We start from the raw sequence: 26,995 nt of genomic DNA, 5'->3' as shown, positions 1-26,995 counted from the left end.
CTTGGATTATTTCTTCTCAAATTTATTAACCAAGCAAGCTCTTGGTATAATTAGTTTTAGATGCTTTCCCGACTTTTCGCCGCTCTTCTTGTTTTGGTTTTATTTTTTACGGCTCTTTCAAGCTGGATGGAAAAACTGGCCTCCTCCAGTGTAGTGGAAAAGCCGGCCAAAATTTCCGGAGTGATCAAAAAACCGATTTTACCAACCAAAATTTTGTTTAAATCTAGTCAAGATTCAGAACTTTACACGCCAGTGCAAAAGCAAAACTCTGGCAGCTATCCACTTCACCGCAATATTGTGGCTACCTATTTTTACGTAGGCGAGTTGGCTGGGCCGGACAATGATTTTATTTCCAATACCAAGAGTGCTTGGGATGGGGCCTGGGAGAAGCATTTTGGTGGGGTTGACGATCCGGCCCACCGCAACGGCTACTGGCCGGCGGGTTTCAAACCGAAGGAAAACCCGTTCTACTTCGCCCTTCCTTACGGAGAGTTCGACGAGGTGGGGTTGAAGGCAAACGCGAAAACAGTCTATTGGTACGACAAAAATTTACCTCTCGGTAAATCTTTGCTAAAAAACCGTTGGGTGAAAATTTCTCGTGCCGGGAAAGTGTGTTACGCCCAATGGGAAGATGTTGGACCCAACGATAGTGACGATGTAAACTATGTCTTTGGTAGTGCTAAATCAAAAAACACTTTTGGCCTGAGAGCCGGAATCGATCTTTCCCCGGCAGTCCGGGATTTTCTTGATCTGGGGGACAGTGGCAAAGTTTCCTGGCAGTTTGTCAATGACGCGGACGTTCCCCCTGGGCCCTGGAAGCAAATAGTTACCACCTCCAACCCTTCTTGGTAGGTATAGAGAAACTTCCCTTTTTTCCTAAATCTTTGACGAAAGCAATATAATTGATCTCAAGTAAAGACTCGGAATGCCAAGGAGGGATTTCCGTGAAGAAGCTTGATTGGAAAACAGTGAAACGGCTTGGCAACAGAACAATTGATGCTGTTTGTCTCGTTGGGATTGTTGTTTGCGTCGCCCTACTATTTGCGATGTGTACTGCGATGGCGGGGCAACCTTACGAGGACAGCTCGTACGCTTCGAGCAGCTCTTTCTCGAGTAAGGCGAGCCCGACTCCTACACCGGTACCGCTCGAATTGACATACGCTTCGCTGCGGGTGCTGCCAACAAAGGCACAAGCTTGTCTAAAAGATGGTGCGGATTGGGTACAAATAGGAGAAAGAGTTCGCTGGCTCGTCCTGGCTACGAACGAATCCAGGTCGGTACTTCTTCCTCAGATCGAGATGATCACTGTGGAACAGGGGGTCTTGGTCACAGGAGTAGGAATTCTTGCATCGGGCCAGGATTTGTGGTGGAACGAGTTTCCTTACGGAGAAGGACTCGTCTTGCGGGTGCGTTGGAAAGATCCAAAGAGGGGAGTTTTGGTTAGTTGGGGTTGTCGTGGGGAACCTGTTTTCTCTCTAACCCCGACTCCCCGTGTATTGGGTACCCTGCAGATGAGTGAAGGAGAAGCGAAATGAAGCTTGGGCACCTAGTGTTGCTTGCCTGCGTTAGTACACTTCTAATCCTGATCCTGCTCTTTGTAGGGACACTGCTCGCACTGGTTTGGGCAGAGGATCGTTTGGAGAAGAGTCTGCAGGGGTCTGTAGTGACCACAACGAGAATGGTCAGCCCTGCCTTCAGTCCGGATGACAAACTTGACTGCGATGAGACAAGAGGAGAGCCGAGCACCCCTGGCTCTCCTAGCCCTCTTCACTGAGCTTTTCGCCAGCTGAAGCAATATCCCCAACTAGTTTCATCAAAAGTAAGAAAAGACTAGGCTCCTCTTTTTTAAGTTTATTTATCCTAGCGTCAAATTCTTGTGGAGAAGAGTAAAGTTGAATCAACTCCTGCAAAGCAGAGCTTATCCTTGGGTCCTTGAGAAGTTCCGAATCGGCTTCTCTAGTTTCCTGCCTTGTCTCTTCAGTCTGATGAACGGTTTCAACTCTACTTTCTGGATCGAGTGGGTTTAAGTCACGGGTACTTTCAGATCTATCCTGAGGCAACTGCTGCTCTTCTCCAGATTCCTTTCCAACACCGGACGCAACAGGGTGCCTTTCTTGCACTTCTTGCTCGTGAGTCTTAAGTTGGCTAAGAGCAGCATTTATTTCAGGAATTCGGTCTTGATACGCAGTTGCTTTTTCCGGGTAGCGTAGAGCGAAGTTCCCCCAACCCCTTTCGGTATCAACCTTTTTGTAAATGCCCGTAAGCACACTATCTGCTGATTCTCCACGCTGAGCAATTTTCTGCTCGATTTCCTTTCTGGTTTGTTCGATTGCCGGGTCTTGATTTGGGTCCTCGTAAATCTTTTTTCTTTCCTGCCGTTGGTTTTCTGCTCTCTGTTCTTTTTGCTTTTTCTCTTGGTAAGCTTGATCGCGCTCTTCAATTCTTCCGATAGCATCCTCAATTTGAGGAACTTTATCTCGATAAGCCTGGGTTTTTTCTGGAAAACGGCGAGTAAAACTCTCCCAAGTTCTGAATTCAGCTAACTGCCGATCTTGCCTATAATCAAAGTTAGTGTCTGAGGTTCTAGCATGATAGCGATCACGGTCCTCGTCGTATTTAGCAGTTAGGCGTCCGATTTCCCGCTCTATCTCTTGAACCGCTGGGTCTTGCCTGGGATCTTCGTAAATTTTGACTTTTTCTTTTTCTCGAATTTCTTGAAGCCTTTCTGCAAAAGAAGAAGTTTCTGAATGCTCTACTTCAGCACTTTTTGGTTCTTCGGGTCCAGCTTTTCCTCGTTCTTTCTTTAGAAATTCCGCAATTGTCTGTAAAGTTTCCTCTGGATCTTCATTTGGACCTGATTTTTCTTTCATTAAACTCAGGAGACGTTCCTCATCCTGACCAACAGGTTCCTTTTCCTTGCCCTTGTCGGGGCTGTCTTCGGACCCTCCTAGATCGCCTTTTTCAACTCGATCTCTGATTGGCTCTAGTTTACGCTTTTCGTCAGCAGAAAGAGGAGATTTTTCAAAACTAGATTCGCCTTCTAGACTCATTTTGATTCCTTGCTAGTTAGAGATTTCATAAATTGATTTGCCTCTTGTATTTTGCCAGCACGAATTAGCGCAAGGGCCTTTGGCAAGGCCTCATTTTTGACCAGTTCTTCATAGTGCTGCCCGACCGAAATTGAGAGTTCGTTGAGTTCGGGAAAAGTTTGACGGAAAGTCGGGACAAGTTGATAAATTTCTGTCGTTGTCAGACTCGCCTGAAGTTTTTTGAGAACAAAATCGGCAATTTCACTGGCTCGGGAGGAGCGGAGACTACCCGTTTCCAAACCGGATTTAATGGTTGCGATGACTTGATTGAAAAGTTGATTTCGAAATTGACCAGTCTCTTCGGCAGGGGAGGATGGCATTGATTAAATTATACATAAAGAGCTGATTGACCACAAACAAGCAAATAATCTAAACTAACCCCTTGCATGGAAAATATTTTGGAAGTAAAGAACTTAACCAAAAAATTCGGCTCTTTCACAGCGGTTGACGATATTTCTTTTGAAGTTCCAAGAGGGGAAATAGTCGGGTTACTCGGTCCCAATGGAGCCGGCAAAACAACTACAATCCACATGCTGCTTGGTATTGTTAGCGCGACTGGGGGCAAGATAAAATATTTTGGCAAAGATTTCCCCCAGGCGCGTCAAGAAGTTCTCCAAAGAGTCAATTTTGCTTCTTCCTTCAACACTCTGCAAGGACGAATTTCGGTTTGGGAAAATCTTTTGGTCTTTGCTCAAATTTATGCAGTCTCTGAGGCGAAGAAGAAAATCACTGAACTGATCAACTATTTCGAAATTGAGGCGATCAAAGACAGTCGTTACTGGGATCTTTCCGCCGGACAAAAAACCAGGGTGAACCTGATAAAATCTTTTCTCAACGATCCTGAGCTAATTCTCATGGATGAACCGACCGCGTCGCTGGATCCGGATATTGCTGACAAGACTTTAAGCTTTATCGAGGAGAGAAGGAAAAACTCTTCGGTTTCAATTCTTTACACCAGCCACAACATGGAAGAAGTGACTAGGCTTTGCGACCGGGTCATTTTTCTCGATCACGGTCAGATTTTTGCTGCCGATACACCTCTTGGTCTGACCAAAAGAATTGAGGCGGCTACCCTAAACCTTACTTTCGACGGAGATCGAGACAAGGTCGAGGAATTTCTCAAAGAACAAGGACAAGATTTTGAGTTTACTCACCGCTACTCAGTTCGAGTCAAAACCAAAGAAAAGCAGATTCCAAAAGTCATTTTCGGTCTTTCCGAGGCTGGAATTTGGATCACCGACATTGAAGTCAAAAAACCGACTCTGGAAGATGTCTTTTTGACAATTGCAAGGAGGGGTGATGATACATAGGGTTCTCGGGATTCTTTTGCAAGAGTTCTACATTACTCGTCGGTCTTTGGAAGTGATCGTAGATTTATTTTTCTTCTCAGTCCTTTCATTGCTAGCTTTCGGGTTCGTCTATCTTTTCTTGGGCCAGGAAAACTCAACTCTGGCAGGGAAATACCTGCTTTTGGGTTTGATTTTCTGGGAAGTGATTCGAATTTGTCAGTTTTCGGTTACTGTAGGAGCGCTCTGGAATATTTGGGCAAGAAATTTGAGCAACATGTTTATCACTCCCCTTTCAGTTAGTGAATACTTGTTTGCTCTGATTCTCTCTGGAACGATCAAGTCACTAATAGTTTTCTTTTTGGTCAGTTTTATTTCCTTGTTTCTATTTCACTTCAATGTTTTTCAAATTGGAGCAGTGACTCTTGTCTTTTCCTTCATCAATCTAGCAATTTTCTCTTGGTCTTTTGGGATTTTTATGCTGGGTTTGATCTTCCGTTTTGGGACGAGGATTCAGGCACTAGCTTGGGGATTGGTTTTTGTACTGCAGCCTTTGAGCGCAACTTTCTTTCCCGTCAAAATTCTCCCCCCAGCCATGCAAGTCCTTGCTTACTCACTACCCACAACCCATGTTTTTGAAATGGCCCGCAACTCGCTTAACAATACGCAGGTCAACTGGGCTGCAATTGGCATTGCTTTTGCAGAAAACATCTTTTATTTCGCCCTGGCGCTTTGGGTTTTCTCGCGTTTGTTTGCTAAATCAAAGGAAAGTGGACAATTTGCTCGTAACGAAGGTTAGAAAAAAGAAAAGCGACCCTCTGGGCCGCCTTTCCTTCACCTATTAAAAGTCTTTATTTATGCAGCGGGTGTCTCCCCACCTGCTTCGGGAGTGGTGTCACCACCCATTGCCGCGCCGCCCTCTTCTTTGCTCCACATTCCCACGATCATTTCTTTGAGTTCATCGTCGCTTTTCCCAGCCAGGTCAGAGTGCTTTTCAGCTAGGTGAGGTTTTACCTCTTCCATCATCTTTCCCATCGCCTCATCGTCATTTTCAGCTTCGACACTAGCAGTAAAGGGCTCGTCTTCGTGGCCTTGATTACAGGTCATTGTGTATTTCATAAAAAAATCACCGCCTTTCGCTTTTTACAAAGAACAATGTTTATAGTTTAGTGGGGAAGAAAAGAAGTGTCAATTGGCCAAACAAGAATTCGCTTCATTTCTTTAGTGAAAGAGAGTGCTTAAAAATCTTTTAGGGTTTCGATCAGTTTTTTGGTAGTAGGGCGTTCACTGCTGGCGTGACCGGCATTGACCATGATCAGTTTGGAGCCCCTGATTTTCTTGTGTAGCCGGTAGGCACTAACTGGGGGGCAGCAATAATCATAGCGTCCCTGCACAATTGTCACCGGGATTTTTAGTTTTGGAGCATTTTTCAAAATGTAGCCTTCGGGAAAGAAACCACCAGCAAGAATGTAATGAGCCTCCAGAGGCGCTAGAGACTTGTAGAAACCTTCCTTCTTGATTTCACGAGTTAGTTTTTCCAAACTAGCATCCGGATCCATGAGGCGCCATTCATAGAGGGTCCACTCAAAAGCAAACATGTCCTTTGCCTTTTCATTTTTACCCTGCATTTGCCGGTAATAATATGGTGCTGGTTTACTTTGGTGTTCTTTGGGGACAATGCTTGCGAAGCGTTCCCAAGCCTCAGGCGCAAAGTCAGCTGAGCCACCCTCCAGGTAGTACTTTTGATCAAAACGATCACAAAGGAAGACTCCCCAAGTAATGATTCCGACTACTCTCTTGGGGTTTTCAATTGCGTAAACCAAAGCTAGAGTTGAGCCCCAGGAGCCACCAAAGAGCAGGACTTTCTCAAGACCTAGTTTGTCGAGCAAAAGGTTGATGTCTTTGACTAGACTGGCGGTGGTGTTTTCGTGGAGGCTAGCAAAAGGAGTACTGCGACCCGCTCCCCGTTGATCGAAGAGGATAACGTTCCAGATTTTGGGGTCAAAGAAGCCTTTGTGCCTTTCTCTGAAGCCAGCTCCTGGCCCACCGTGGAGGTAGAGAACTGGTTTTCCTTTGGGATTGCCGTAGAGTTCGTAGTAAAGGTGGTGGCCATGCCCAACATCAAGAAAGTCACTTTTGTAGGCAGGGTAGGTTGGTTTGACTGTCTTTTTCATTGGCTCGATTTTAACCTAATGAGTACCCAGAAGCAAAGTGGTGCGCCGATCCTTTCACTTTGAGCTGACCTACAACGAGTTCGGAGAGGGTAGTTTGAGGCGCATTTGGCGCTGAGTTCTAAGTGCTAATCGCCCTGTTTAAGAAAAGATTTTTAGGAGGGAGATCTTTTCTTTTGGTTAGGAAATTGTCAAATCAATGGAGAAGACTTCGCCACCGGTTTTTTCGTCAAAATCCCCGTAATAAAGACGAAAGTTTCCATTGGGAAGATAAACTCCATCCGCGTCGGCGCCATCGATACCTAGGTCACCCAGTTTAGTCCAAGAGAGTCCGTCCTTTGATTCAGCCGCATAAATTTTGGAATGAGTGTTGTAAAACATTAAGAAAGTCCCGTCAGGTTCGGTGACGACGAAGGGGTGCAAAGCTTGAGGCCAATCAGCTGGAGCGTTCTCAACACTGGTTTCGGGTTCAATGCTTGGGGAACTATCGCGTGTCCACTTCAGACCATCAGAGGAGGAAGCTCCCCAAATCACACCCTTTCTTTTCATTGGGTCAGCTGCTGCGGGTTCTTCAAAATACATCCGCAGTTTTCCGTTTGGCAAAGTAAAAACGGTCGAGCCGCCGAGGAAATAGCCGTCTCTGGGTTTGACTCTCGCTCCCGCCTCTTTCTTAAAAGCTAGTCCGTCAGTCGAAAAGGCACTCAGCAGGGAGGGCATCGGATCAGTACTACCAGCCAAAGGCATTTGCTCTGGATAGTAAAAACGAATCCCGGTTTTGGTTTGAAAGGCGCGGGCGACGGAAATTCCAGGGAAAATGATTCCGGTCTCCTCTTTCCAGGTTTTTGCATCTTTCGAAGACAAAACTAGATAACCGCTGGGACCGTTGCCAAATTTATTCAAATACATCAAGTAAGTCCCATCTTTTTTCTTGATGATCGAAGGATCAGCATAGCCACCAGTGAAAATCTTTTTGGCCGAGCCAGTTTTGGTAATAGTCGTTTTTTCCACAGTGGCGGAATTTGTAGCTGAAGGATTGGTGTTTGCGGCTTCCTTGACTGGTTCAGATCTATTAAAGAAAAGAAGAAAGGCAACTCCGCCGGCGATTAAAAGAACAAAGACTAAAGCGATGAAAATAAGGGGGAGTTTTGAAGTTTCTTTTGTTTCAACAGGCATTAAAGTTTATTCTACACCAGTTAAAAGCGCACAGCAAAGGTCAATACTTGGCGTTGAGGTCGATTTTGCGCAGGCGAATGTTGGCTGGAGTCACTTCCACCAGTTCGGAATCGTCGATGTATTCTAGAGAGTCCTCCAAACCCATCGGTTGGGGAGCGTTAAAGTGCTCAGAGACACCCTCCCCTTTACTGCGCATGTTGGTTTGCTGTTTTTCGCGGGCGACGTTGACTTTGATATCGTCCCCGCGCGCGTTTTGGCCAATGACTTGACCTTTATAAACCTTGATTGCTGGGCCGATAAAGAGGACTCCGCGGTCTTGAGCGTTGGTCAGACCATAAAGAGTGGTTGCTCCGTCCTCATAGGCGACTAGAGAGCCTCGAGAGCGGACAAAAGAGCCGCTCTCGTCAGGAGCAAACTCGTGGAAAATGGTGTTCAGAGTTCCAGTGCCCTTGGTATCGGTGATGAATTCACTGCGGTAGCCGAAAAGGCGGCGAGTGGGAATGACAAACTCAGTCAGGGTGACGCCGTCTTCGCTCCTCATATCGAGAAGTTTGCCGCCTCGCTCACCCATTTTTTGCATGACTACACCGGAGTACTGGTCCGGAACTTCAATGAAGACCTTTTCAAAAGGGGAGAGCCTCGTCCCGTCAACTATTTTTGTAATTACTTGCGGACGTGCGACTTGAAATTCATAACCCTCGCGGCGCAGCCTCTCAATCAAAATTGCCAAGTGGAGTTCCCCCCGACCTGAAACCACCCAATCTCCATTTGGCCCATCTGCGACCTTTAAAGCCATATCGGTTTCCAGTTCTTTGTAGAGTCGGTCGTGGATTTGGCGGGAAGTTTTGAACTCTCCCTCCTTGCCGGCAAAGGGAGAAGAGTTGACCGAAATTGTCATGTTGATCGTCGGTTCCTCAATATCGAGCAGAGGAAGAGCGACGGCCTCATTCGGGTCCGCGACGGTTTCGCCAATGTTGATATCGGCAATGCCGGCAAAAGCAACAATATCGCCAGCCTGGGCAGAGTCAATTTCAACTCGATCCAGACCGGAAAAACCAATCAGGGCGGTGAGCCGAGCCTTTTTCATTTCCCCGAGTCGGTTGATGTGAGTCACTTCTTGCCCAGCTCGCACCCGGCCATTGTAAATGCGGGCAGTGGCGATTCGGCCCTTGAAATTGTCCCCGACGATAGTGGTGATAAGCATTTGCAGTGGTTTGTCCGCCTCTCCACCTGGGGCGGGAATATGCTGCAAAATAGCCTCAAAAACCGGAGCAATATCTTTCATCTTGCTGATTTCTGGTTCTAGACCGGCTAGACCCTTTTTTGCAGAAGTGTAAACAAGCGGGAAGAAAGCGGTTTCTTCCTCTGCTCCGAGTTCCACGAAAAGATCAAAAGTCTTGTTGACGACCCAGTCAGGACGGGCGTCGGCTCGGTCGATTTTGTTGATGACCACAATGATTTTATGTCCCAGTTCGAGGGCTCTTTTGAGAACGAAACGAGTCTGCGGCATGGGCCCTTCCTTGGCGTCAACCAAAAGTAGACAGCCGTCCGCCATTTTTAAAACTCTTTCAACCTCACCGCCGAAATCGGCGTGGCCAGGAGTGTCAATAATGTTAATTTTGGTTCCTTGCCATTCAATCGAAGCGTTTTTGGAAAAAATGGTGATGCCGCGCTCTTTTTCTAGATCGTTTGAGTCCATGATCAGATCTGACCCAGTGAGGTCCTTGTGAAGTTTAGTGTTGCTCTGACGCAAAAGAGCGTCTACGAGTGTGGTTTTGCCGTGGTCAACATGGGCAATAATTGCCACGTTTCTCAGTTTTTCCATAATTTTTAAGCACAAAGTAAGCTCCCGGCAAGAAAAAAAATCTTTTTCTTTTGTTCAAAAAGGGAATTACTTAGGCTGAACAGGCTAATTATACCTGACTATGGGGTTAGTTTGCAAATTTTAGACCAGTCGCAAAAGCGCAATCAGAATACCGAAAACTAGTCCGTAAACAAACATAGCAAAAAGAATCGCAAACAGGGGTAGAAGACCGGGGAAAAAATTGCTGGTGGGGGCAATCAGTGGGTCGGTCCAAGAAAAAACATTGGCGACAAAGCCAACCAGACGCGAATCGAGCAAGACAAAAACCAATCTGAGTACGAGCAAAATCTCGATGACGGCGATGATGATTTCAAGGATGAGGCGGACAATTGCCATATAGGTAGATTATAGATCTCTTTCTTCTTCTCGGCAAGAAGAAAGTCTCCATTTCAGTCTTACTTTCCTGGTTCTAGACGCTGATGGCTTGTCTGCTTGAAAGTTGACTTTTTTGGGCCAAAAGCACATCATATTTGTAGTTGCCCACTGGCAACTTTTTGTGTGAAAGGGGGTGTAAAAAAAATAATGTTAAAAAGATATATTGGAGCCGCAGTAGCGGCTGGTTCTTTAGTAGCTTTTGCAATCGTACCAGCGGTTGCAAGCAACTCTGGTAATGGGTCCGATTACGGAACAATGCCAGGATACGGTGTTTCAACTTCCAAAACTGTTTGTGCTGACCATGGCTCGTTTGATGCTTTTGGAAAAGACGCTAGCCTTGGAATCGAAAAGGTGCATGCCACGTTCCTCGGTTCTTATCCTGGGCCAGGAACTGACGGCACACAAACTGGAATTAACAACAGCACGTTGTGTGGTAACCCGCAAAATTAATTAAAGGAGCGAAGAGAGCAGCCCGCCTAAAGTTGTTTGTTGTTTTCTAAACTAACTTAATTGTTTTCTCCCTGGAAGTTAAACCGGAGATGATCCGAATCTTTGCTTTGGGGACTTTGAAAAAAAGGGCCAACGAGACGACCACGCTGTCATTGGCTTGGCCTCTGACTGGCGGAGCTTTGACCGAGACTCGATAATGAGTTTCATCGAGCTTCTCGAGCCTGTCTTCTTTTGCAGCTGGTTTGACTTTGACAAAGATTTTCATGGTCAAAAGATGAAGTTTCTCGCGAGCCGACTTACGAAGCTAGTTTGGCAGCAGCTTTTCAATGTTTTTGTAGGCGTATTTTTCCTGGACCGTTGGGTCTAGACGGGCAATAAAGGCACGGACGTAATCAGTCAGCTGCCGACTCACTTCAAGATCAACCGGCCAGCGGAAAATGCCGCGGTCGCTGCCCCAGATGACTTGATCGGGAAATTTCTCGATGAATCCTTTCCAGGTCGCAACGTCTTTTTTTAGCAGCGGTTTGTAATCTTTGAAATGATTGAAGAACTGCTTCTTCGTCACCTCTGGCTGAAAGATAAAAACATCACCCCAGAGCTCGTCAACTTCGTAGTAAACATTCGGTGCTGAACCCAAAACGTCTTCGATTTGGGAAAGATCTTGTGAGCACTTTTCGCACTGAATCAGCTGATCGCCATGGAAGAGAAAATTAATGTCAGGATTAGCTTTAATGATCTTTTTGTAGCTTTCCCGCATTCCTTCCCCAAGGTGAAAATAAATCAGGAGTTTGTTTTTTCTCACAACTGGGTAAATTTCCGTTAGTCTCGGCGAGTCCGGAAATAGCGCTGGGGAGCCACCGCTGCGGGCGTAAAGTCCAATCTCTCCATAACCCTTGAACAATCCTGGGTCAGCCCCGAGCATTTTTTTGAGGCTGTCCGCGTCCACCGTGGGAAAGCCGTCCTTCGAGCCATCATTGTCCGGTGGCATTACGTAGGGGACAAACCGATCCGGATAACGCTCCATTGTTTGCTTTGCGATCTCAATGTGTTGACGGCTCATCTCTCGGTAAACTGGGAAAAAGGCAAAAGCCTTGCTCGTGCCATCATGTTCGAGGACACAAACGAACTCACTCATTTTTATATTTACACCTAAAGTTGAATTTACCACCTTGTCTTCGTAGCTCGGTTCGTCATTCTCACCCCCGGTGAAAATAGAAGGAATGTGGATGTGCCCGTCATAAAGTTTGCCTTGATAAGAAGTGGTTGGGATCTTGGGTTGACCTGTGTCGGGGCAGTTGGAGGGGGCCATAGCGGCCTCAATTCGCTGTTTCCAAAAAGCCTCAAATTTGGGGGTTTCCTTTTGAGCAGATTCTTGCGGTGTTTGGGCCGGACGGAGGAAGTAGTAGATGGCGGAGGCTGTCGAGAGAAGTAGCAGGAGCCCGACAAGGCTAGCGATCAATCTTTTTCTAGAAAAGGCAAGCATCTCAAGATAGAGTATACAAGAAAGTGTTTTTAAAAGTCAGGAACTGCCTATTTATCTTCTTTATCTTCGTTTTTTGACTTGCTGAAAGTGCGCGAGCACATCTGACAGCGGTAGGAAATAGTGGTCGACTCTCTGTTTGAGGGGGGAAGGATGGAGAGATCCTTGCTGTGGCAATAAGGACAGCGAACTGGCTCATCCATTACTTCGACTTGTCCTTCTTGGGCTTTTTCTTTTCTTTTTTCTGTTTGTTTTGTCCGCGGGCCATAGGAACTAAGTATAGGCTTGCTCAGAAGAAAAGACAAGGAAGTCTATCTAAAAAGGTATATCGTCAACAATCTTTTCCTGTGGTTGAAACTTCTTTCTATAGACACACCATTTACAGGTTTCGCTCTCAGCCGGCTCCGGACCAGCAAGCAGCCGATCAACTCCTTTGATAAAGATCTGGAAAGCCTCATCGTCAGCTGGAACTTCCAGCCAATTCGCGGGAAAGTCGAGCAAGGCAGCTCCACTTTCAAATGAAACTTTGTCCGGATAAAAGATTAGTAAAGCAAGTTTGCTGACCTTGATGGGAGAGTTTGTTTTGGGGTTTTCCAAAGCGTATTTGTACGCAGTCAGCTGAGTTTTATATTTTTCGATCTTGTCCTCCCCAGGCTGGCTGATTTTAAGATCAACCAAAGTGTGGCTGCCGTCAGAGTTTTTGACCAAAAGATCATATTTTCCTTTTAGGTAAACTGAAGTTCCGGGAATTTGAATTGATTCAACCCAGCCTTCCTGAGTAACAACTTCGCCGTCCGGTAAGTTTTTGGCGAGGCTTTGGAGATTTTTACCGACCAGACTTCCTTGAATCCGAGTATTAATCGCGCCAAAGACACCCGGCATTGGCATACTAGGTTGGACTATTCCTTGTTTGATTTTAAGTGTGTAGCAATATTTGCAGTCTTCGTAAAGATAAGCGAAATCCGAAGGGCTTAGTTTGTAGGTAGATTTTTCCATTGTGTCGGGATTTTAGGCTTGTTGGGGAGAAGTTGTCAAGGATTCCTAAGGCCGTAGGGTACCGGCGAAGACTTGCCAGGCAAGAGCAGATTTTGCCACCAGACTGAGAACCATGTAGACCCTTTCACCAAAAATGTAGTCTTTCCACTTTCCGATTCTTTTGTATTGCAGGTACATGTTGATTGCAAAGCAGTTGAAGAAAACGAAGATGCTGATGTAAATCCAGTAAACAAAGGTGGGTGTATCTCCCTCTCCATAGGCAGAAGCGGCCCAGAAGTAGAGACCGACAACAACCCACGGGACGATGCCAGCAAAGCTGCCGATTTTGAAGGCGAGCCAACTAGTTTTTTCAGTAGTTTGATTGTGCACTTCCATCATTAGTCCCATGAGGTTCATGACAGCTACCAAAGCAAAAATCATGATCAAACTGGTGAGCTCATAAATTCCCACCAGCAGAGCGATCGCTACCATCATGACCGAAACCGAAAGGGCGTATTCGATCCAACGAACCCGGTTCATTCCCTTTTTTAGGTCTTCTTCGTAACTTGCCCGCCAGAGCGTAGCAATGATGAGGTGGGCAGCCGCGGAAAGGAAGAAAAACAGGGCCACCAAAGGCCCAATCTGCAGACTAAATATTTCTCTACTGGATGGTACAAGCGCTTGGCTGGAAAAATCGAATGTCAGGTAACCGGCAGTTACCGGCAAGGAAAAGGAAGTGCTGAGTAGCAGTATGGCTACTCCCTGTAAAGCATGTAGGGAAGCCATGATCAGATTGAAATTGCGTAGGTACTGGAAGTCTATTCCTTTGGAGAAAGGAAACATCTAGCTAATATTCTAACAGTTTTCCAAAAAACAGTGTCGAGGAAATTAATGTCACTTAAAGTCTGTGGAGTAATTTTAATTGAATAGTATATTGTAGTCAATAAGTAACAGTAACTTATGGTAGACATTAAACAAAAGTTTGGCGAAAAAATGCGCCAAATCAGAAGACAAAAGAAAATCTCGCAAGAAGAGCTTGCGTTTAAAGCAAGCCTTCATAGAACTTACATTAGTGATATTGAACGCGGTGCCAGAAATGTTTCTCTGGAAAATATTGAAAAAATCGCTAAGGCTCTTGAAATACCCATGGGTATGTTAATGCATTCGGAGAAATAATTATGGGAACACTTGAGTTACGAAAAAGATTGAATTGGCAAACAGTAAGTGGCGGGAAAGCTCTTGATCAGGAGGTTCTGTTTAATGACGCTTTTTTTAAAGAATTTCAGAACTCAGAAACATTTATTTTAAGACCAAAACCGAAAGAATTTGAACATATCTATGAAAAAGTTAAATTAGACAAACCCGTTGAGAAAGCTGTGTTTTCTCCGGGTAGAACTTGGCACCATGGAATAAAGATAGATTTCGCCATTGAGAATGTAAATACTAGTAAGAAACTTTACATAGAGGTTAAAAGACAAGATGGTTGGGTTGAAGGTAAACCTCCAAGTGCAGGAAGGGGTAATGCACATGAAAGATCATGTAAGTTTTTTACACCTGGACTACTGAAACTTTTAAAAGATCACTCAAACCTAGGAAAGGATGTTTTACCGTTTTGGATTGTCTATGCAGGTGATATAGCACGTGATCCAAAACGGGTAAGAGAAATAACTTTTTGGTTCGATGGTTTCCCTAACCACTTTTTTATGTGGATGTATCCTGATGAAAAATCCCTAGTTGAGCATTTTAATACGAAACTAAAACATTTACTACTTTAAAAGTTATCTCCATTTTTATTAAAAACATCTAAGCCCCACACCGTCCAACCTTCTGCTTTCTTTCTGGCAAATAATTCGATCTTCTCTTGGCTTGGAAACATCTTTTCTATTGCACTCATCACCTCTATAGGTTTCTCGCTATGCTCCCCTCTTTTGGCTCTTATTAATTGTTGTACATTTCTGGCACCTCTCGGCTTTGGTATTCTTCCGTGTTTAAAAACCAGACACAACTCGCAATTAGAAAGGGTATATTGTCCAGGATTATGGTTCATTTTGTCCCAGACAAATGCGACTGTTTTGTATTCAAAACCCCAAGCCTCTCCTAATTTAATAGCTTGAGCTAAATGGGGATTTGACGTCCACATAAACAGAAGACAGTCATCTTTTGTAATTTTGCTTATAGGCATCTCCATTAACTCGTTTAGTTTTAACATAGGATACTTAAAACCTGCTGTACTAATGAATATCTTTCTTGATAGGTTAAGTTTTTCTTTAGTTGTACTACTTTTATCAAATTGAAGTTTTCCATTATAGTGCCAAGGTGGGTCAGCATAAATTATGTCAAACCGCTTATTTGGTAGAGAAGGAAAAAACCCATCTGAGTAATTGTGTTGTAACCGCTTCTTAAAATCCTCATTATATAGGGAATATCCGGTCACTTTTTTAGTTTCATTAAACATCTTTTGCTGTTCCATTCGCTTTTACAATCTTTCTAAATTATAAAAATGTATTTTGTTTTGTCCTCAAAACATTATTAAAAAATGACAAAAATTCTTGTTGTCAGGATAGCTAAGATAGTTCGATTAGCTCACTATAAATTACCTGGCTATTTTACTCTTGTCTCAAGCTAAAATCAAAAACTTTCTCGGAGGGTTTGCGCTTTTGCACTACTTTCTCTACTTTTTCTGCTTTGTGGTGAAAGCGGTTGAAGATCTTGTTCGCCGCACGGCGGATATTGAAAGCGTTGAAGTGTTTTTTTATTGCATCGGCCAAATATGGTTTCATTTTGTCTGGTATTTTACTCTTCTTCGCAAGCCAAAACAAGGAAAATGGGAACTCTAGAAAACTAGGTAGATGGTCAGCGCAGTGACGGTGATGAGGATGGCGAGGGAAACGAACGTGGCAAGAAGAGTTGAAACTGCTTTGGAGATATTGCCTTTGAGAGCGAAATAGGCTGGAGTACCAAAGACCAGAGTGCCAGTGAGACCAGCTGAAAAGACAAAAAGGGTCAGTATCAAGGCGACACCGAAATAGCCCGGCTCACCAATATTTTTTTCTAGAAAAAACATAAAGGCTGCTACTTTTCCCACGTAAAGGCCCACGCCGAGAGCTTGGAGGAAACCAAGGGTCAGGGGAGAAGTTTTGTTTAAGTAATTTTCAATCACAAAGGGAGTTTACTAAAAAGTTCTTACTTATTCAAATTTGGAGTTGGTTTTTTCAAAGAGGGAAGGGCGTACCGTTACGAAAAGAAGCAACGATACGAGGTGTAAACACCAACTTTTCACAAAGTCCCTTGATTCTCTCCCTCTGATCTTCTTCCTAGATGATCCCGTTCGCCAAGAGCCAGTCGCAGTTCTCGCAGAGTTCTGGGGCTGGAGGGTAGGTTTCGTCCACTGCTGGGGTGAAGAGCGGGTAGAGGCACCAGTTGCACTGAGAAGAGCCGGGCGGTGGGTTTTCCAGTACCTTGCCCGCGCGTTGCTCCCGACGGTCCTCCATGAGAAGGAACCTTTTCGACGTCTCATCAACTGCTTCGAGTACGTGGACCTTGGCCTTGTCGCGCTCAGAGCCTGCTGTGTCTTCCCTATCCAAGACTGCTTTACTCATTATGAATCCTTTCATCCTTACCTGAGTTGATCCGCTCCACAAAAAAAAGGCAGCCCCGTGATGGGGTTGTCTTTTACTGTAAAGCTAGTCTAACACAAAGAGAGCCTTTGGTCTAGGGTGAAGGGGTCTCAGTTTAGAGTGCTTGAAAGTTAACATTACTGTGCAATAGTGCTACAATCTAACCATGTCTAAAGTAGAATTTGTGGTCGAAATTTTCAAAGACCCGGAGGTTGGCGGTTTTGTTGCTGACGTAGTTAACTTGCCAGGGTGCATGTCCCAAGGCGAAACCAAAGAAGAAGCTTTGGAAAATGTCGAAAAAGCTATTAAGGTTTACTTGGAAGTCGTCGGCGAAGAAAAACTCGGTGAGAAGCCGGAATTTATTATTAAACGTTCGGTAGAAGTACCTCAACTCACTAACTAATCAAAAAATGCCCAGGTTAACCAATATTTCAGGAAAAGAAGCTGTTTGCACATATGGCAAGGATTGGTGAACTCTCCTTTGGCATGCCTTTCTTGGCTGGTGACTGCAATCGCTATGACATCTCCTTCACCGTGAGCGGCCGCATGAGCCAGTGCTGCTTGCGTATCGTGCAGGGAAAGCGAAGCTGAATCGGAACCGTAGTTGGCCGAGGAAAAAATGTTGCCAGCTTTGGTGAGAACGGCACTAGCAAAAACAAAAGGATTCTCCGCTGGATAAACTCGCTCCAAAACAGCCTTGGCTTCCTCAACCAATTTTTCTTTTTGGGACTCGGAGATTTTCATTTGCACCCAGTTTAGCACTCCTCGACTTTCCGCTCAAGCGCTCCTGGCCAAAGATCAAAATCGAGAGTAAACCGACACCGAGGAGGTAGCCACCGAGAACGTCACTGTTCCAATGGAAGCCCAAGTAAAGGCGCGAGAGCCCGACAGAGACGATCAAAAAAGCGCAAAAGGCAAGAAGTAGGTTGCGCAGCCATTTTGGTAAAGCCTTTGACCGAAGCAAGAGGAAAAAGATAAAACCAAAGTAAACTGCGTAAAAAGTCGCATGTCCGCTCGGGTAGCTGTAGGTAAGGTGGGTGATTGTTGGCCCCGGTCGATCACGAGCAAAAAGAGGTTTGAGAAGATCAGCACTGAAAGAAAAAAGAATCAGACCAACTATGGTGGGAAGCTTGATTGGGTATTTAGTGAAAAAGAAAAAAAGGGAAAGCAACAAGAGTAAAAGCAGTGCAACCAGAGTTTCTCCAAAAAAAGAAACCAGCTTGAGTAAATTTCCCAACCACGGGTAGGGTAGAGCCGCCTCGGAAAAGAAGTTTGTTCTGTCGAGAAAGTTGTCCGGAAACTGCAAAACTAGAAAACCTAAAAGAAAAAAGGAGAGCAGGCAGAGGCCCCCTACTAGAAGAGGAAAATAGTTTCGTCCAAAACTAATATTCCCAAACATTGATATCGTCCCCACTTTCAGCTTTGATTTTTCCAGTCAAGACAGCAAGGATGACCTCAGCGACTTTGGAGGCCGGAACGCCCTCAAAATCGTTCATGGCGGTGGCAGTTCCAGCCGGGTTGACGCAGTAGACCGGCAGAGCAATCTCGGCTGCCAAAGATTTGGAAAAGCCGCGCACCGCCCATTTGGTCGCTGCGTAAGTCGCGTAGTTCGGATAAGGCTTTGTTCCAGCCCGAGAACCAATGTTCACCACTGCCCCTTTCAAGTAGGGGAGAGCCGCGTGCGTCATTTTGATCAAACCCTCGAGGTTGACGCGCACTTGATCTTCGATACCTTCAAAAGTGGTTGTTTCTACTGTCCCTTCCGCAAAGACTCCAGCGTTGTTGACTAGAACATCAATGTGACCAAACTCTTTTTTGACTCTTGCCACACTTTCCAGAATTTCCTTCTCGTTTCGGACATCAAGCTTGAGCACGAGAATATCAGCCGCACCCAGGGTCAGGCACTTTTCAGCTAGTCTCATAGCTGCGTCTTTGTTCGTATTGTAGGTAATGACCACTTTGGCACCCTGCCTGGCAAATTCTTCCGCGAGAGCAGCTCCAATGCCGATGGAGGAGCCAGTAATGAGAACAACTTTGTCTTTAAGTCCGACAGTTTTAGAGCTCATTGTATTTTTTGTGGGAGTTTTTAGCTTTCTCAACTGGGTATTTGGCCTCATTTTGGGCCATTTTCTCTTTCAAGGCTTCCTCCAGATCAATATTGAGATCGTGGGCAATGAGCAAAATCCAGTAGTAAGTGTCCGCCACCTCTTCTTTAATCTCCTTTAATTTTTCGGATTTAATGAGCTCGTCCATTTCTTCTGGGCTTTCCCATTGGAAATGTTCAAGCAGTTCTGCGGCTTCAAGAAGAAGGGAAATAGCGAGATCTTTGGGGTTGTGAAACTGTTTCCAGTTGCGGAGGTCACGAAATTTGACAATTCTTTTTTGTAGCCCCTCAGTCGTCATCAAGAAATAGTAGCACCGGCAGATTTTTGTAGCAAGCGCCGGCCTGCACTGCCTTTGGCTCTTGCTTATTTGATTTATAGGAGTAGACTGAAGGGGTGAGTGAAAACATTGAGGACTTCATTTCTTTTCATAATGCCAACATCATGAACCCCGAACTTTCCGCTAGTGTCGAAACCCTCTCTCTCTTTGCTGCTGCCAAAAACATCCCCCTTGAGGACGTGTCGATCGAAAAACACCGCATGCCTTTCATCAACTGGCGCACCAGCCTCGGCAGCTCTCAAACCTGAAACCCAATTACTTAAATTTGATCGGGATTCTTAGCGAATCTTCGTTTTCCACAAGCCCAGAAGGATTGTCTTTTTCGAGAACCAAAGTTCCTCTTTCAGTCGTTGAGGCTTCAAAAGTCAAAGTCGCATTGAAAGTCACAAAGCTGTCGCTCATCCAGTTGTCACTTGTTTTGGCTGTTGTAGTCCCAAGAACTTTGTCAGCACTATTTAGGATTTTGACCGGGAAGACAGCTTCAAAAAACCAGCTTCCTTTAGCTTGACCTGTAATTTGCAGCGGGCTGCCCACCTTTTCGTTTGGCAAAGGGCTCTTTAGAACGATGAAATCGCTTTTTTCTAAAGTATTGCCAATGTCTTCAGTAAAGCTCTTTCCCTCGGCCATACAGCGTCGGGGGTAGCTTTCCTGAACTGGCATTCCGGCGGCCGCACACTGCTCGAAAGTGCTGATTTCCGCAGCTGGTTTTTGGCCCTTTTCACTGTCTTTAGAAGGGAAAAAATTCTGGTAGGCAAAAATTGCTACCAAGCCGAGAACTATGATCAATAAAGACACCGTGAGCAGATTCTTGTTCACAAAAATATTTTAGTTCTAAAAAGAAAAAGTTACAAGTGGGGAAGTGTTGGTGTAGTGAAGCTCTCCCCTTTCTTCCTTGATTGGAAAGAGGTCTTCACTGGACTTTGGCTTGACCTAATGGACCGGTTGACCGAAGTTCTCGAGTAGTTGTTCGAAGGCAGCCACATCATTTCCTCGGGAGGGGGTACGCGCCTCCAAACAGATGCCCAGTCTTCCGAAGGGTAGAGGGACGAGCCTCCCCGCGTAGCCAACATGCTGGTGAGTTGCCAAGAGAGACCATTGACCGCTCGCGTGGATCCTCTGCAGTCGTCTCCAAGTCAGGCTTCTCTCTAGAACTACTGCCCAGTAGTGGTAGACACCACCCGCAAACTCAAACCTTCCCGCGTTTGAGGAGCGGTACAAGAAGCGCACCAGCCCAAGGTCAACCTGGGGAATTTCGACTCGGCTTTTTCCCACGTTGCGCTCCTTCAGTTTGCCCAGACACCGACAGTGTTGGGATTCCTTGCCTTGATTGTCGTGCTCGTTTGCTCAATGGTCTCGGCCAAAAGTAGGACAAGAGTGTCAAGCTGGTCCTGAGTTGGGGCCTTAACGTGAATCGGCAGACCAATTCTCGAGCTGGTCACCAGCGCTACAGCCTCCTCGCCACGTGTTCCAAACCAGATACCTGGTTCGCAGTGGCTGAAAAGGCGCACCACTACCGGTCCGACTGACCCCATATGGTTCCAGTTGTCTTCAGCATCGCCGAAGCCTGCCTCACGGAGTTTAATCCGCAGCCAATCAACGATTTCCCAGCGGTTCTCGGGAGTGTTTGCCTCCCCCAGAAGGCGATCAAAGTCAGGACAAAGGTTGTGACAGAGCATCGATCCTCTCCTTGATTTTTAATTAAGGCAATTATACCAGAGCCTGTCTGCTTTTTAGGTTAAAATTTTCCTTTGAGGTATTTTTGTCTCGTTTCGGCAGGAAAGTGCTCAATCGCGTAGCGCAGACTTGTCCGGGAAAGGGTAGAATAATGCACTCTCAAAAACTTGATCAAAACTTCTCTTGAAACTCGTTTGCCAACTTCGCGTAGCATCCAGCCCACTGCCTTGTGCATCAGGTCTTCCTTGTCTCCGAGTAGAAGCTCGGTAATTTTTAGGCTGTCTTTGCTTTCGCCCCGAACAATAAAGCTAAAAGTGGCGATCACGGCGATTCGCCTTTCCCAGAGGTTCTTCGATCTAGCCAGAGAGTAGAGAACCCTTCTTGGTTTATCAAGCAAATATTCTCCGACAATATAACTAGCAGACGAATCAACTAGATCCCAGTTGTTGATCGATTTAGTGTTGGCGAGATAGAAATCAAAAATTTCTTTTTGGGTTCGTTGGCTAGAACCTTTGAACCGGTTAACCAAAATAAAGAGTGAGACGAGCCGTTCCTCATGGAATGGGGATTGGAGCAGACTTTCGATCTCCACTAAATCTAAATCTTTAAACTCTCGGGCAAGTTTTCTTTGCTCCGGTACTGTGACTCCAATAAACTTGTCCCCTTCACCATATTGACCAGGACCAGTTTTGAAAAACCAAGCTGAGGCAGAGGCCTTTTTTTCTGAAGCAAGTTTGCGCAAAGCTTTTTTAAGTTCTTGAGCTGACATTGTTTTCAAGTATAAAGCCAGCAAAGACAGAGGTAAATAATTATTTTTGCTATAATCAGACTGAGAAAGGAGGTCAGAGTGCACGATCCCAAAGTCATCGATCTGAGGCTTTACCGAATTTTCGGGCTGAGCAGTCTCGAGGAGGTGCTTCAGTATAGCCGTGAGTCGACTTTGGTTCTGGACGAGATACCGTCGATTCAACGTCGTCTCGCTGAAGTCTCGGTCCATCTTGGTTTTTCGCCTCCTGTCAAAACAGTCGCCGAATTGCTCGAGCGTCTGTGCGAGGAGACCGATAGCCAGGGAATGAGTGCTAAGGAAAGAGCCCTAGCCCGAATGCTCTCCGAAGTTGAATTCCAAAGGCGGCGGCGTTCGTTCTCAATTGTTCGCGAAACAGACTAAGTGTCCCAGAAGAAAGGAGAGAGGGACACCACTCGAAATTAGTCTACACTTTGGTTAAAATTAAATCTCTATGACAAAGTTCAAACAAACCTTTGACGAAATGGTCAAGAAAAACCGCGAAGACTTCATCCGCTTCAAAATTACCCACGATATGTACGCGACCAACCCTAAAGAATTTAAGACCCAATTTGATCATGAAGGTGAAAAGATTTTGGCAATTATTCGTGACTATGAAAACAAACTTTGCGGACATTCCGAGTCTGGGCAATACAGCAAATATTCGGCCAATTTAGCGGACAAATTCTGGTCGGAGGTGAGGAAGAACTATCCACGAATTGATTTTGTCGGGGTCAAACAGAGCTTCTAGACCTGGTTTATGATCAAAAGAGCGACTCTCCCAATCAGAAAGTACCCTTGAAAAACTCGCAGTCACCATTTTGGCTCGAGCCGGTATCTTAAGTGGGAACTTTTATCCTAGGAATTTTGTATAATTAAATAAATGAACTACTTTAAGCGTTTTGACTTTAACAAAAAAAGCGGTTGGATAAGTGTTGTTTTCACTTCTATCGGTATAAGCTTGCTCGTTTTTGCCGCAGTTTATTTGTTTGAGGGCTTCGGCTGGCTGTCTGCCTATAAAGAAGAACCGCTGGACGCCTATGCAGAGGTTGGCTGGAATTGGATTAGGGGTGCAGGTATTGCCTTCGCTGTAGCTTTGATATTGCTGGTAGCAAGCTTCCTGATGCTTCGTAAAAACAAAGCCGCAACGGAAATATCCAGGCCGCTATTTAATAGGCTGGATCTAAACCAGATCAAGGCTTTGCTTGGACTTACTTTGGCTTCGGTGGCCTTAGTTTTCTTTTTTAACGCGGCCCTCTACAGGATCGAAGTGGTCAAATGGGTTTCTTCTGCAATAGAACTAAAGAGAACTTGGTACTTGGAAGAGGCTGCCAGTTGGGTTTCGGCTGCAAGCACTATGCAGATAATAGGCATTCTACTAGAGGCAGCCGGTCTGATTTTGCTAGTTCTTGCGTGGAAGAGAAAAACAGAATAATTCTGGCTCGGGGACTAGGATTCGAACCTAGATACTGGGCTTCAAAGGCCCATGTCCTACCATTAGACCATCCCCGAATAAATAACAATTATTTTCTGGTGCCGGGCCGCGGAATAGACTGCTAAAGCAATCTGTTCCTTAGACGCCCTAAATTCTTCAACCTTACTAAAACCTTTTCAAGATCGCTAATTATTTTTTGGTGCCGGGCCGCGGAATCGAACCACGCACGCCAGCTTTTTCAGAGCTGCGCTCTACCACTGAGCTAGCCCGGCAAGGTCACCAAGAAAAGTTATAAATCTCAAACTATTCGGTTGTAAATGTTTATTTGGTCGGTGGCAGGATAAGTTTTTTTAACTAGCCTACCACTGAGCTAGCCCGGCACATAAAATAATTTTACAACAAATTGTGGGTGCTTAGGGACGCGAACCCCAGACCTTCACGGTGTAGGATTTTTTGAGAGCTTAATCAAAAAAGATCCTGCGAAAATTCTGGTGGACGGTGCAGGACTCGAACCTGCGACCTCTTCGGTGTAAACGAAGCGCTCTGAACCAACTGAGCTAACCGTCCCCAATTTCTAAACGAGACGATCTACTTTTGCACGAAGCACAAATGCATCCGATCCCAACTGAGCTAGGTGCCCAGAATTTTCTTAAACGAGGCGCTCTGAACCAACTGAGCTAAGAACCCGAGAAATATTTTTGTAACTGCTCAAAATAAACACTACCGTCATTTAAATCCTGGTAGGTAGCCTTATCAACCCATTTAAAACTGCTGTGTTCTTCGCTTAACTTAATTTCTCCTGACTTATACTTGCAGCGAAATCCTATTAAACAAAGTGTTTTTCCTGCATTTCTATGCCCGTGACGGAGCTGATAACGCCAACGGGTAAAAGGTTCACCAATTTCTATTTCCAAACCTGTTTCCTCTCGAACCTCTCTGCTTAAGGCCTCATCAAAATTTTCTTCGCCATCTTGAACTTTTCCACCCGGAAAATCCAAGCCCAATGCAGGGTCGTTTAGAATTAAAATTTTTCCGTCTTTTTCAATAAATGCTTTTTGTCCGACAAAAAGCAATTGATCTTCAGCGTCACTCATATATTTTGGTGCGGACGAGAGGACTTGAACCTCCACCCCTTGCGGGACATGCACCTCAAGCATGCGCGTATGCCAATTCCGCCACGTCCGCGTAAAACTATCCTATTATAACTGGTGGGCGAAAGAGGACTTGAACCTCCACCCTATTGCTAGGACTGGCTCCTGAAGCCAGCGCGTCTGCCAATTCCGCCATTCGCCCAAAGTTTAACCGGTTTATTTTAGCAGAAATTAGATTTGAACTCAATTTATGTTAAGATAAAGCTAATGAAATGGTTGCTTAGTGCACCTTTGGCTATTTCCTTATTTTTGTTCCCCAAACTTGCATTTGCCGATGAGGGTTGGGTCATTAATTCTTTTCATTCTGATATTACTCTCGAAAAAAGTGGTGTTCTGTCAGTTAAAGAAACTATCAACCTTGATTTTGGCTCGCAAGAAAAACACGGTATCTTCAGACAAATTCCTACTACCTATAGACTTGCTGACAATTCAAACCGCTATGTCAACCTTACCTACACTTCAATTTCCCAAGATGGTCAAGAAGCCCATTTTGACGATTACTTTGAAGCCGGGTACCAAACGGCGAAAATTGGAGATGCGAGCAGAACAATAAGTGGACCCCACACCTACCAGATTGAATATGTAGTTCGAGGAGCTCTAAATGGTTTCGTAACCCATGACGAAATCTACTGGAATCTTCTTGGAAATTGGCCAGTAAAAATACTTTCTAGCCAAGCAACTGTTTCAGTGCCGGGAAATTCTTTGCAAAAAGTGACCTGCTTTGTGGGTCCGGCTGCTTCGACGAAAGCTTGTGAATCGAACCTTGAAGAGAGCTCAGCCACTTTTACTACGGATGAAGTTTTGGGAAACGGCTCTGACTTTTCGATTGTTGCCTCAATAAAGCCCGGAACGGTGCCGATTTTGACCGGAACGAAACCTGAAGAAGCCGGTTTTAACCCCTTTACTGCGCAACGCTTCACTCTTGTTTCTATTAGTTTTTTTTTCATAATTTTAGCGCTAGGACTTATTTTCCTTTTCCAGCTTTGGTCGAGGCACGGACGAGATCTTTGGTGGAGACGAGCCCATTTGTTTGATGAGAACCAAAAAGCTGAGGTTCAACCGCTTTTGGACAGAGACACACTCGTGGTTGAATTTAGCCCTCCAGAGAATTTACGTCCGGCTGAAATTGGCACTCTCATGGACGAGAGAGCTGACACTTTAGACGTAACGGCTACAATTGTTGATCTAGCTAGCCGGGGCTACCTGAAAATTACTGAGGTAGCTAAAAAATGGCTTTTTGGTAGCAAAGACTATATGCTGGAAAAGAAAAAAGAAGCTGATGAGCAGCTCCTCGGCTATGAAAAAGAACTTTTTGAACGTCTTTTTGATGATGGTCAGAGTGTAGCTCTTTCTGAGCTCAAGAAGACTTTTTATACTGACCTTAAAAAGGTGAAAGAAAAACTTTACTCCGATTTAACTAGCAAAAAATATTTTCCCCAAAACCCCGAAACAGTGCGTGGTAAATACTTAGCCTTTGGCTTTGGAGTTTTTGTCTTTGCAGCACTTGGAGTAGCCTTCCTTTCTCGCTATCTTGATATCGTTTTCCTTCCCAGTATCGCTTTAGGAATTCTAGGCCTGTTTTTGGCTTTGCTTTCCCCGCTAATGTCGCGGCGGACTGCAGCCGGTCACGAACTTTATCGGCGCAGCCGAGGTTTTGAAATGTTCATTTCACGAGCCGAAAAATACCGTCAACAATTTTTTGAGAAAGAAAATCTTTTTAACGAGCTTTTGGCTTACGCCATTGTTTTTGGTTGTACTGAAAAATTCGCCAAAGCCTTTGCAAAGATGGGGCTGAAGGCGACCGAACCGTCTTGGTACAGCGGGAGTGGGGCTTTTAACGCTCTCTACTTTGGTGCAGCAATCAACAGTTTTTCAAGTTCGCTGTCCTCGGCAATTGCCGCAACCCCGGCGGCAAGTGGAGGTAGTGGTTTTAGCGCCTCCGGAGGCTTTTCTGGTGGCGGTTTCGGTGGTGGTGGGGGAGGAAGTTGGTAGCCCTATGGACGCTGTATTAATTGACAGAGAAGAGCAGTGGGAGGCTTTCGTAGTAAATAGTCAGCCCACTTTTATTCTCCAATCCTGGGCCTGGGGGGAGTTTTATCAGAGTTTGGGAAAGAAAATTTTCCGTTTGGGCCTAGTTAATGGCGATAAATTGGTCTCTTCTGCTCTTTTTATCAAATACACGACTCGTTTTGGCTCCTTTCTTTATTGTCCACGCGGACCAATTTTTGGCTCCGAGGGGCAGTTTAAGAAAATTATTGCTAAAGCTCGGGATATTGCTGCTAGCGAGGGCTGTCTTTTTTTACGTCTTGATCCGCTTCTAGAATTAAACTCAGAAAATCAAAAGTTTTTCAAAAATCAAGGTTTTCAGGAAGCTGGCAATTATATTCAACCAGAGGCCGATTGGGTTTTGGAGATTTCGAAACCCGTCGAGGAGTTAGTTTCGCAAATGCGAGAAACAACCAGAAGATATTTGCGAAAAGAGGAAAAGGAGGGCTTGAGTGTAATTTCCAGCACAAAGACGGAAGACGCGGCTGCTTTTGCCGATTTAGTAGCTCAAACCTCAGCTCGCAAAGGTTTTTCTGGGCAAGGAGAAACCTACTATAAAAAAATTGTCGAGGCGCTCGGTACCCGTGATCAAATCAAGCTTTATAAAACTTTAAAAGACGGTCAGGTTTTGTCTATGGCGATGGTTCTTTTCTATGCAGACACTGCTTATTACGTTCATGGTGCCTCGGCCCAACACAATACCAGCCCAGTGGCTTACTCAACCCATATTCAAGCGATCACCGATGCTAAGGTCAAGGGAATGGGCTTTTATAATTTCGGTGGGGTCGTCAAAGAAGAGAACTTCAAGCCCGGGCATCCCTGGTACGGAATTACTTTTTTCAAAATGGGTTTTGGAGGTTTTCGCCGTGAATACTTGAAAGCCCAAGATCTACCTTTACGAGCCGCCTACAGTCTCTATACGACGGCTGAAAAGGGACGAACGCAGCTACGCAGATTAATAAGGGGTTACTCAATTTACTGAT

Annotated in this window: 37 protein-coding genes and 5 tRNA genes; 13 read left to right on the top strand and 29 right to left on the bottom strand. The window is 45.2% G+C overall.

Going from position 1 to position 26,995, the window contains the following annotated elements:
- The first annotated feature begins 60 nt into the window (after positions 1 to 60).
- On the top strand, positions 61 to 852 hold the full coding sequence (locus Q8P13_03290) for a hypothetical protein (protein ID MDP2671458.1): 792 nt from the start codon (positions 61 to 63) through the stop codon (positions 850 to 852).
- Positions 853 to 1,757: 905 nt separating this feature from the next.
- Here the strand turns inward: Q8P13_03290 and Q8P13_03285 are convergent.
- Both Q8P13_03285 and Q8P13_03280 read right to left on the bottom strand, forming a co-directional pair.
- Positions 1,758 to 3,050 carry a hypothetical protein gene (locus Q8P13_03285; GenBank protein MDP2671457.1) on the bottom strand — a complete coding sequence of 431 codons (1,293 nt, stop codon included), beginning with the start codon at positions 3,048 to 3,050 and terminating at the stop codon, positions 1,758 to 1,760.
- Positions 3,047 to 3,409, bottom strand: a complete 363-nt coding sequence (locus tag Q8P13_03280; protein MDP2671456.1) for a hypothetical protein — start codon at positions 3,407 to 3,409, stop codon at positions 3,047 to 3,049. Before Q8P13_03280 ends, Q8P13_03285 begins: the two co-directional genes overlap by 4 nt.
- 66 nt (positions 3,410 to 3,475) lie before the next feature.
- Between Q8P13_03280 and Q8P13_03275 the strand changes: the two genes are divergently transcribed.
- Both Q8P13_03275 and Q8P13_03270 read left to right on the top strand, forming a co-directional pair.
- A complete protein-coding gene (locus Q8P13_03275; protein ID MDP2671455.1) occupies positions 3,476 to 4,399 on the top strand; it encodes an ABC transporter ATP-binding protein in 924 nt (307 codons plus the stop codon).
- Positions 4,389 to 5,174: an ABC transporter permease gene (locus tag Q8P13_03270; GenBank protein MDP2671454.1), complete on the top strand. Its 786-nt coding sequence runs from the start codon at positions 4,389 to 4,391 to the stop codon at positions 5,172 to 5,174. Before Q8P13_03275 ends, Q8P13_03270 begins: the two co-directional genes overlap by 11 nt.
- Before the next feature lie 56 nt (positions 5,175 to 5,230).
- Here Q8P13_03270 and Q8P13_03265 read toward each other — a convergent pair whose 3' ends face one another.
- The 5 genes from Q8P13_03265 to Q8P13_03245 all read right to left on the bottom strand — a co-directional run bounded on the left by Q8P13_03265 (position 5,231) and on the right by Q8P13_03245 (position 9,919).
- Entirely contained in the window at positions 5,231 to 5,494 is a 264-nt protein-coding gene (locus tag Q8P13_03265; protein ID MDP2671453.1) for a hypothetical protein, read from the bottom strand.
- A gap of 119 nt (positions 5,495 to 5,613) precedes the next feature.
- Positions 5,614 to 6,549 (bottom strand): prolyl aminopeptidase, encoded by a 936-nt coding sequence (gene pip, locus Q8P13_03260; GenBank protein MDP2671452.1) that lies wholly within the window; start codon positions 6,547 to 6,549, stop codon positions 5,614 to 5,616.
- A 177-nt stretch (positions 6,550 to 6,726) separates the two neighbouring features.
- Positions 6,727 to 7,719, bottom strand: coding sequence for a hypothetical protein (locus Q8P13_03255; protein ID MDP2671451.1), 993 nt, complete (start codon positions 7,717 to 7,719; stop codon positions 6,727 to 6,729).
- Between the two features lie 40 nt (positions 7,720 to 7,759).
- Positions 7,760 to 9,544, bottom strand: a complete 1,785-nt coding sequence (gene typA, locus Q8P13_03250; protein MDP2671450.1) for a translational GTPase TypA — start codon at positions 9,542 to 9,544, stop codon at positions 7,760 to 7,762.
- Positions 9,545 to 9,664: 120 nt separating this feature from the next.
- On the bottom strand, positions 9,665 to 9,919 hold the full coding sequence (locus tag Q8P13_03245) for a hypothetical protein (protein ID MDP2671449.1): 255 nt from the start codon (positions 9,917 to 9,919) through the stop codon (positions 9,665 to 9,667).
- A 186-nt stretch (positions 9,920 to 10,105) separates the two neighbouring features.
- Here Q8P13_03245 and Q8P13_03240 point away from each other — a divergent pair, with 186 nt between their 5' ends.
- Positions 10,106 to 10,408: a hypothetical protein gene (locus Q8P13_03240; GenBank protein ID MDP2671448.1), complete on the top strand. Its 303-nt coding sequence runs from the start codon at positions 10,106 to 10,108 to the stop codon at positions 10,406 to 10,408.
- A gap of 46 nt (positions 10,409 to 10,454) precedes the next feature.
- On the opposite strand, the gene Q8P13_03235 is transcribed toward Q8P13_03240, so the two are convergent.
- From Q8P13_03235 to heR, 4 genes are all read right to left on the bottom strand, one after another.
- Positions 10,455 to 10,673, bottom strand: a complete 219-nt coding sequence (locus Q8P13_03235; GenBank protein ID MDP2671447.1) for a DUF167 domain-containing protein — start codon at positions 10,671 to 10,673, stop codon at positions 10,455 to 10,457.
- Positions 10,674 to 10,712: 39 nt separating this feature from the next.
- Entirely contained in the window at positions 10,713 to 11,891 is a 1,179-nt protein-coding gene (locus tag Q8P13_03230; GenBank protein MDP2671446.1) for an amidohydrolase family protein, read from the bottom strand.
- Between the two features lie 312 nt (positions 11,892 to 12,203).
- Complete coding sequence (locus Q8P13_03225) at positions 12,204 to 12,884, bottom strand: PD-(D/E)XK nuclease family protein (GenBank protein ID MDP2671445.1); 681 nt, start codon at positions 12,882 to 12,884, stop codon at positions 12,204 to 12,206.
- 45 nt (positions 12,885 to 12,929) lie between these two features.
- Positions 12,930 to 13,706, bottom strand: a complete 777-nt coding sequence (gene heR / locus Q8P13_03220; GenBank protein ID MDP2671444.1) for a heliorhodopsin HeR — start codon at positions 13,704 to 13,706, stop codon at positions 12,930 to 12,932.
- 117 nt (positions 13,707 to 13,823) lie between these two features.
- On the opposite strand from heR, the gene Q8P13_03215 reads away from it, so the two are divergent.
- Positions 13,824 to 14,039, top strand: a complete 216-nt coding sequence (locus Q8P13_03215) for a helix-turn-helix transcriptional regulator (GenBank protein ID MDP2671443.1) — start codon at positions 13,824 to 13,826, stop codon at positions 14,037 to 14,039.
- A 2-nt stretch (positions 14,040 to 14,041) separates the two neighbouring features.
- Positions 14,042 to 14,638 carry a MunI family type II restriction endonuclease gene (locus Q8P13_03210; GenBank protein MDP2671442.1) on the top strand — a complete coding sequence of 199 codons (597 nt, stop codon included), beginning with the start codon at positions 14,042 to 14,044 and terminating at the stop codon, positions 14,636 to 14,638.
- Here Q8P13_03210 and Q8P13_03205 read toward each other — a convergent pair.
- From Q8P13_03205 to Q8P13_03190, 4 genes are all read right to left on the bottom strand, one after another.
- The gene (locus Q8P13_03205; protein MDP2671441.1) at positions 14,635 to 15,333 is read right to left on the bottom strand and encodes an MT-A70 family methyltransferase; all 699 of its coding nucleotides are present in this window, start codon (positions 15,331 to 15,333) and stop codon (positions 14,635 to 14,637) included. The genes Q8P13_03210 and Q8P13_03205 overlap by 4 nt on opposite strands.
- 136 nt (positions 15,334 to 15,469) lie before the next feature.
- Entirely contained in the window at positions 15,470 to 15,643 is a 174-nt protein-coding gene (locus Q8P13_03200) for a hypothetical protein (protein MDP2671440.1), read from the bottom strand.
- Positions 15,644 to 15,696: 53 nt separating this feature from the next.
- On the bottom strand, positions 15,697 to 16,023 hold the full coding sequence (locus Q8P13_03195; protein ID MDP2671439.1) for a hypothetical protein: 327 nt from the start codon (positions 16,021 to 16,023) through the stop codon (positions 15,697 to 15,699).
- 154 nt (positions 16,024 to 16,177) lie between these two features.
- Positions 16,178 to 16,462, bottom strand: coding sequence for a hypothetical protein (locus tag Q8P13_03190; protein MDP2671438.1), 285 nt, complete (start codon positions 16,460 to 16,462; stop codon positions 16,178 to 16,180).
- A 184-nt stretch (positions 16,463 to 16,646) separates the two neighbouring features.
- On the opposite strand from Q8P13_03190, the gene Q8P13_03185 reads away from it, so the two are divergent.
- A complete protein-coding gene (locus Q8P13_03185) occupies positions 16,647 to 16,883 on the top strand; it encodes a type II toxin-antitoxin system HicB family antitoxin (protein ID MDP2671437.1) in 237 nt (78 codons plus the stop codon).
- Here Q8P13_03185 and Q8P13_03180 read toward each other — a convergent pair.
- From Q8P13_03180 to Q8P13_03165, 4 genes are read right to left on the bottom strand one after another with little or no spacing between them, the layout of a single operon-like run.
- Positions 16,880 to 17,224, bottom strand: a complete 345-nt coding sequence (locus tag Q8P13_03180) for a hypothetical protein (protein MDP2671436.1) — start codon at positions 17,222 to 17,224, stop codon at positions 16,880 to 16,882. The two genes, Q8P13_03185 and Q8P13_03180, sit on opposite strands and share 4 nt — an antisense overlap.
- Entirely contained in the window at positions 17,187 to 17,879 is a 693-nt protein-coding gene (locus Q8P13_03175; protein ID MDP2671435.1) for a phosphatase PAP2 family protein, read from the bottom strand. Before Q8P13_03175 ends, Q8P13_03180 begins: the two co-directional genes overlap by 38 nt.
- Complete coding sequence (locus Q8P13_03170) at positions 17,863 to 18,546, bottom strand: SDR family oxidoreductase (GenBank protein ID MDP2671434.1); 684 nt, start codon at positions 18,544 to 18,546, stop codon at positions 17,863 to 17,865. The genes Q8P13_03175 and Q8P13_03170 overlap by 17 nt, the downstream gene beginning before the upstream one ends.
- Entirely contained in the window at positions 18,536 to 18,883 is a 348-nt protein-coding gene (locus tag Q8P13_03165; protein ID MDP2671433.1) for a MazG-like family protein, read from the bottom strand. The genes Q8P13_03170 and Q8P13_03165 overlap by 11 nt, the downstream gene beginning before the upstream one ends.
- A gap of 95 nt (positions 18,884 to 18,978) precedes the next feature.
- Here Q8P13_03165 and Q8P13_03160 point away from each other — a divergent pair, with 95 nt between their 5' ends.
- Positions 18,979 to 19,170, top strand: a complete 192-nt coding sequence (locus tag Q8P13_03160; GenBank protein ID MDP2671432.1) for a hypothetical protein — start codon at positions 18,979 to 18,981, stop codon at positions 19,168 to 19,170.
- 7 nt (positions 19,171 to 19,177) lie between these two features.
- On the opposite strand, the gene Q8P13_03155 is transcribed toward Q8P13_03160, so the two are convergent.
- The 4 genes from Q8P13_03155 to Q8P13_03140 all read right to left on the bottom strand — a co-directional run bounded on the left by Q8P13_03155 (position 19,178) and on the right by Q8P13_03140 (position 21,365).
- Positions 19,178 to 19,738 (bottom strand): Gmad2 immunoglobulin-like domain-containing protein, encoded by a 561-nt coding sequence (locus Q8P13_03155; GenBank protein ID MDP2671431.1) that lies wholly within the window; start codon positions 19,736 to 19,738, stop codon positions 19,178 to 19,180.
- A 114-nt stretch (positions 19,739 to 19,852) separates the two neighbouring features.
- Positions 19,853 to 20,194 (bottom strand): hypothetical protein, encoded by a 342-nt coding sequence (locus Q8P13_03150; GenBank protein MDP2671430.1) that lies wholly within the window; start codon positions 20,192 to 20,194, stop codon positions 19,853 to 19,855.
- 11 nt (positions 20,195 to 20,205) lie between these two features.
- Positions 20,206 to 20,598 carry a hypothetical protein gene (locus Q8P13_03145; protein MDP2671429.1) on the bottom strand — a complete coding sequence of 131 codons (393 nt, stop codon included), beginning with the start codon at positions 20,596 to 20,598 and terminating at the stop codon, positions 20,206 to 20,208.
- Between the two features lie 59 nt (positions 20,599 to 20,657).
- Complete coding sequence (locus Q8P13_03140; GenBank protein ID MDP2671428.1) at positions 20,658 to 21,365, bottom strand: DNA alkylation repair protein; 708 nt, start codon at positions 21,363 to 21,365, stop codon at positions 20,658 to 20,660.
- A gap of 78 nt (positions 21,366 to 21,443) precedes the next feature.
- Here Q8P13_03140 and Q8P13_03135 point away from each other — a divergent pair, with 78 nt between their 5' ends.
- The 3 genes from Q8P13_03135 to Q8P13_03125 all read left to right on the top strand — a co-directional run bounded on the left by Q8P13_03135 (position 21,444) and on the right by Q8P13_03125 (position 22,815).
- A complete protein-coding gene (locus Q8P13_03135) occupies positions 21,444 to 21,764 on the top strand; it encodes a hypothetical protein (GenBank protein ID MDP2671427.1) in 321 nt (106 codons plus the stop codon).
- Positions 21,765 to 21,834: 70 nt separating this feature from the next.
- Positions 21,835 to 22,131 carry a hypothetical protein gene (locus Q8P13_03130; GenBank protein ID MDP2671426.1) on the top strand — a complete coding sequence of 99 codons (297 nt, stop codon included), beginning with the start codon at positions 21,835 to 21,837 and terminating at the stop codon, positions 22,129 to 22,131.
- A 132-nt stretch (positions 22,132 to 22,263) separates the two neighbouring features.
- Positions 22,264 to 22,815 (top strand): hypothetical protein, encoded by a 552-nt coding sequence (locus tag Q8P13_03125; GenBank protein ID MDP2671425.1) that lies wholly within the window; start codon positions 22,264 to 22,266, stop codon positions 22,813 to 22,815.
- Between the two features lie 3 nt (positions 22,816 to 22,818).
- Here Q8P13_03125 and Q8P13_03120 read toward each other — a convergent pair.
- The 6 genes from Q8P13_03120 to Q8P13_03095 all read right to left on the bottom strand — a co-directional run bounded on the left by Q8P13_03120 (position 22,819) and on the right by Q8P13_03095 (position 24,108).
- Positions 22,819 to 22,892 (bottom strand) — tRNA-Gln (locus tag Q8P13_03120).
- Positions 22,893 to 23,012: 120 nt separating this feature from the next.
- A tRNA-Phe gene (locus Q8P13_03115) sits at positions 23,013 to 23,087 on the bottom strand.
- Between the two features lie 217 nt (positions 23,088 to 23,304).
- Positions 23,305 to 23,382: transfer RNA gene (locus Q8P13_03110), tRNA-Val, on the bottom strand.
- Positions 23,383 to 23,492: 110 nt separating this feature from the next.
- Positions 23,493 to 23,909 (bottom strand): NUDIX domain-containing protein, encoded by a 417-nt coding sequence (locus Q8P13_03105; protein MDP2671424.1) that lies wholly within the window; start codon positions 23,907 to 23,909, stop codon positions 23,493 to 23,495.
- A 6-nt stretch (positions 23,910 to 23,915) separates the two neighbouring features.
- Positions 23,916 to 24,000 (bottom strand) — tRNA-Leu (locus tag Q8P13_03100).
- Positions 24,001 to 24,021: 21 nt separating this feature from the next.
- Positions 24,022 to 24,108, bottom strand: a tRNA-Leu gene (locus tag Q8P13_03095).
- 65 nt (positions 24,109 to 24,173) lie between these two features.
- On the opposite strand from Q8P13_03095, the gene Q8P13_03090 reads away from it, so the two are divergent.
- Both Q8P13_03090 and Q8P13_03085 read left to right on the top strand, forming a co-directional pair.
- Positions 24,174 to 25,958, top strand: a complete 1,785-nt coding sequence (locus tag Q8P13_03090; protein ID MDP2671423.1) for a DUF2207 domain-containing protein — start codon at positions 24,174 to 24,176, stop codon at positions 25,956 to 25,958.
- On the top strand, positions 25,891 to 26,994 hold the full coding sequence (locus Q8P13_03085; protein MDP2671422.1) for a peptidoglycan bridge formation glycyltransferase FemA/FemB family protein: 1,104 nt from the start codon (positions 25,891 to 25,893) through the stop codon (positions 26,992 to 26,994). Before Q8P13_03090 ends, Q8P13_03085 begins: the two co-directional genes overlap by 68 nt.
- Position 26,995 lies beyond the last annotated feature (1 nt).

Source organism: bacterium (assembly GCA_030704665.1).
Taxonomy (GTDB): Bacteria; Patescibacteriota; Microgenomatia; order Woykebacterales; family RBG-16-39-9b; genus JAUYID01.
This window is presented reverse-complemented; position numbering and strand designations above follow the sequence as displayed.